Here is a 4,265-nt window from a genome sequence, read left to right as displayed (position 1 = left end):
GGTCGCGGGGGCCGTGCTCTCGGGCGGCGACACCCAGATCGGGCTCACCGTGCTCGGCCTGGAGGACGCCCCGAGCGATGTGATCGGGGCGCTGTCCGTGCAGCCCACCGTGGAGCTGCTCCAGGTCGCCGAGCTGAACCCCTTCCTCGTGTACCTCGTCGGGATCGGCTTTGGCATCGTGTTCATGATGAGCGCGGTCACCTTCGGCGCAACGATCGCCCAGTCGGTCGTCGAGGAGAAGCAGACCCGGATCGTGGAGATCCTGATGGCGGCGGTGCCCGTCCGGCAGCTGCTCGCGGGCAAGATCCTCGGCAACAGCATCCTCGCCATCGGCCAGGTAATCATCATTCTGGTGATCGCCGCGGTCGGGCTGCTCGCCACCGGACAGGACCTCGTGCTGGGTGAGCTCGGCGAATCCCTCGTCTGGTTCGGGGTGTTCTTCGCCCTCGGCTTTGTGCTGCTGGCCTCGCTGTTCGCCACGGCGGCCTCGCTGGTCAGCCGCCAGGAGGACGTCGGCTCGGTCACGAGCCCGCTCATGATGCTGATCATGGTGCCCTATGTGCTGGTGATCGCCTTCAACGACAACGACCTCGTCATGACGATCATGTCGTATGTGCCCTTCTCGGCCCCGGTCGGGATGCCGATGCGGCTGTTCATGGGCACGGCCGACTGGTGGGAGCCGCTGGTGTCGCTCGTGATCCTGGTCGTCTCGACGGTGCTCGTGATCCTGCTCGGCGCAAAGATCTACAGCAACTCGATCCTGCGCACGGGGGCTCGCGTCTCGCTCAAGGAGGCGCTGGCCGGCTGACCCCGGAACGCACGCACCCCCGGTCCCCGCGCAGGCGCGCGGGGACCGGGGGTGCGCTCAGCCCGCTCAGCGGGTGCTTGGGTCTACCAGGGTGCTCGCCTCGAGCTCGGGGAGCACGAGGACCTTGATCTCGGCGATCTCGCCCGAGGCGGGGCGGAGCGCTTCGAAGGCGGCCTGCGCGCCGGCAAGGCCGGTCACCGCGGTCACCATGAGCGCCGGATCGTAGCGGCCCTCGACCAGGTGTTCCAGGGCGCGGTCGAGCGCCACGTAGCGCTGCGTGCCCCAGGGGGCACCCATCGCGAACAGAAGCGAGATGTTCTTCGACACCGCGGTCATCGTGCGCAGCTGCTCGTGGTGGGTGCCGGAGCCGACGATCGAGAACACCGCGTAGTCGGGTGCGGACTGGATCATTGCCGGAAGCAAGCCGGGCGCGGCCGAGGCCTCCACGACGTACAGGCGACTGCCCGCCGCAGCGTGCTCCCGCCAGGTGTCGATCGGGTCCGTCTCGGCGGGGTCAACGGCGTGCGTCGCGCCGTAGGCCAGCGCGACCTCGCGCCGCCGCGCCGAGGGGTCGGACGCCACGATGGGGAACGCGCCGCGGGCGGCGAGCTCCACGACCGCGCCGAGCCCCACGGGGCCGAGCCCGGTCACGATGGCGCCCTCGCCCGCCTGGATGCCGGTGCGCTGCGCGCCGTTCGTGCCGGTGGCGATGGGCTCAAGCGTTGCGGCGAGCACCGGATCGACGCCCGCGGGGAGTGGCAGGTGCCCGCCCGCGTTCACGATGGTCTCGGTGCTCATCCCGCCCGGGTACTCGGAGGAGTACCCGCTCGTCCGCGGCTCCCCGGAGGACTCGATGACCCAGGGCAGCACAAAGACCGTGTCGCCGACGGCCTGATCGGTCACCGCGGCGCCAACCTCGGTCACCTCGGCGGTGTACTCGTGGCCGAAGACGATCGGTCGCTCGGTATCGAAGCGCGACAGCCGGATCCCGGCCTCGTCGTTCGCGGCCATGAAGTCCTCGGTGTGCGCCCAGGCGGACAGGTCGCTCCCGCAGACTCCGTTCGCGATGGGTCGGACCCGGATCTGGTCCTCGCGAAGCGCGGGGAGCGGCAGCTCCCCGACTCGAAACGATCCGTTTTCATAGATTGCGGCGCGCATTGGCAGCCCCTTTCCCTTCCCCCCCCGGGGTGACGCGTCCCTCGCGTCTCGACTCTCATTCTCTCTAATGAATATGAGTATCAGATGAGTGTCCTGGGTCAAGAATATCACCCTGAATAGGTCGCTGACCAGCCCCTCCTGCCGTTTTGTGCCGGCGGTGAGGGCGTGCGGAGGGCGGCCGGGGGCTAGCCGAAGATCATCGGGCGGTCGAGGTCGTCCTCGTCGTAGCCGGCGTCGAGGAGGGACGGGTCCACATCCACGACGACGGGGACGTGGTCGCTCGGGCTGTCGCCCTTGCGCTCCTCGCGGTGAATCGACGCGCCGGTCACGGTGTCGGCGAAGGCTGGGGAGCCCATGATGAAGTCGATGCGCATGCCCTCGTCGCGGGGGAAGCGCAGCTGCGTGTAGTCCCAGAAGGTGAAGCCCTCGGGGGCGTACGGGCGCACGACGTCGTCAACGGTCGGGATGAAGGAGGCGAACATGCTGCGCTCATCGGGGGAAATGTGCGTGGAGCGGCCGTGCTGGAAGCTCGGGTCGCCCATGTCGGCGTCGGTCGGGGCGATGTTGAAGTCGCCCATGAGCGCGAGCGGCAGCTGCGGCTCGGCCGCCAGCCAGCCCTCGGCGTTGCGGCGCAGCGCCGCGAGCCACTCCAGCTTGTAGGCGTAGTGCGGGTCGTCGAGCCCGCGGCCGTTGGGCACGTACAGGCTCCAGAGGCGCAGGTCCCCGACCGTAACGCCGAGCGCGCGGGCCTCCTGGGGCAGGTCGTTGGGCCCCATGAGCTGGCGGTCCTCCGCTCCCTTGATGGCTTTTCCAAAGCCGGGCATTCCGTCAAAGGCGGTGGCCACGTCGGTCATCTCGTGGCGGCTCGCGAAGGCGACGCCGTTCCACTGGTTCAGGCCGTGGATCTCCAGCTGGTATCCGGCGCGCTCAAAGGCCTCGACGGGGAACTGCTCGGGCTTGCACTTGATCTCCTGCATGGCGAGCACGTCGATGTCCTCGCGGACCATCCAATCGACCACCCGGCCGACTCGGGTGCGGATGGAGTTCACGTTCCAGGTGGCAATGCGCATGGCTCTCAGCGTAGCCGGGACCGGTGGCAGCGGGCCAGCCGGACCCGGGCGCTGATCAGTCCCGGAAGCCCTCGGCGATCGCTTCGAGGCGGCGGCGCTGCTCGGCGAGCTGCTCGGGGCTCAGCTCGGGGAGGTTGCTGTTGCCCGCCTGCATCCCGGCCGAGCCGTCGATCAGCTCGCGCAGAATATCGGCCTGGCCCGCGTGCCGGGCGGTCTCGGCGATCATGTGCACCAGGATCTGGTGCAGGGTGACCCGGCCGCGTTCGGCGGTCCACCAGGGCACGATCCCGATGGCCTCGAGTTCGAGCTCGTCGATCGTGAGGTTGCTGTGCGCCTCGGCGTCGGCGGACAGCCGCAGGATCTGTTCTTTCGATTCCGCGGGCGTGGCCCACAGGTCGGCGTTCGGCTCGGCCGAGCCGCCGATCCACGGGGTCGGGATGCCGGAAGGGCGCCCGAAGACCTCGCCGAAGTAGCCGAGTTCGATCGTGGCGACGTGCTTGACCAGGCCGAGCAGGTTGGTGCCGGTCGGGGTCATCGGCCAGCGCAGCTCACGCTCACTGAGCCCCTCAAGCTTCCAGCGGAGCGCAGCGCGTTGCTCGTTCAGCGTGTGTCGGAGGATCTCTTTGGGGGGAGTCATGCCCTCAGGCTAAGCCCAACGGCTGACATTCACGAGGGAAAGCCGCCGCCCCTGCCGGGCCTTGGACAGCGCGGGGGCTCCGTCGTACCCTGAACCGGAGGGTGCGTTCGCACCCGCTGACCGTACCGAGCACCGTCGGGGCACGAGGTCGTGGGCTGGGGAGGAGCCGCTGACAAAGGAGTCACGATGATCGGGAGCCCCGTTCCCCGCAATCGCCCCGGAGCCTCGGAGCGCGCCTCCGCCGGGCTGAGCCGGGTCCAGTCACCCATCGAGGTCAACCGCGGATCGGGGGAGCCCCTGTACCGCCAGCTTCGGCGCGCGCTCGAACATCAAATCCTCTCCGGGCACCGCCCCGTCGAGCTGCCGCTGCCGTCCACCCGGGCGCTCGCCCAGGAGCTGGGCCTGTCGCGGAACACGGTCAGCGGAGCCTACGAGGAACTGCTCGCGAGCGGACTCATCGAGGGGCGGTCCCGCCTGGGCTTCTTCATTAACGAGTCGATGGTGCGCTCGATCCGGGCGGACGCCGGGCCGACGCCGGCGCCCGCGGCGTCCCGTCCGGGGACAGGGCACCCGGCTGCCGGGGAGGAGCGAC

At 69.5% G+C, this 4,265-nt stretch carries 5 protein-coding genes; 2 read left to right on the top strand and 3 right to left on the bottom strand.

The annotated features are described in order from the left end of the window. On the top strand, positions 1 to 808 hold an 808-nt coding region (locus tag OOT08_RS08940), incomplete at its 5' end, for an ABC transporter permease (RefSeq protein WP_325092295.1). Positions 809 to 874: 66 nt separating this feature from the next. Here the strand turns inward: OOT08_RS08940 and OOT08_RS08935 are convergent. The 3 genes from OOT08_RS08935 to OOT08_RS08925 form a co-directional block, all read right to left on the bottom strand. After that, a complete protein-coding gene (locus OOT08_RS08935) occupies positions 875 to 1,966 on the bottom strand; it encodes a zinc-binding dehydrogenase (protein ID WP_325092294.1) in 1,092 nt (363 codons plus the stop codon). A gap of 185 nt (positions 1,967 to 2,151) precedes the next feature. Continuing rightward, positions 2,152 to 3,036, bottom strand: coding sequence for an exodeoxyribonuclease III (locus OOT08_RS08930; RefSeq protein WP_325092293.1), 885 nt, complete (start codon positions 3,034 to 3,036; stop codon positions 2,152 to 2,154). Positions 3,037 to 3,091: 55 nt separating this feature from the next. Next, positions 3,092 to 3,673, bottom strand: a complete 582-nt coding sequence (locus OOT08_RS08925) for a DinB family protein (RefSeq protein WP_325092292.1) — start codon at positions 3,671 to 3,673, stop codon at positions 3,092 to 3,094. A gap of 186 nt (positions 3,674 to 3,859) precedes the next feature. Here OOT08_RS08925 and OOT08_RS08920 point away from each other — a divergent pair. Beyond that, a partial coding sequence (locus OOT08_RS08920) for a winged helix-turn-helix domain-containing protein (RefSeq protein ID WP_325092290.1) occupies positions 3,860 to 4,265 on the top strand: 406 nt, incomplete at its 3' end.

Origin of the sequence: Leucobacter sp. M11 (assembly GCF_035726885.1) — a bacterium.
GTDB lineage: Bacteria > Actinomycetota > Actinomycetes > Actinomycetales > Microbacteriaceae > JAPFRB01.
The sequence above is the reverse complement of the archived record's forward strand: the minus strand, read 5'-3'. Positions and strand labels throughout refer to the sequence as shown.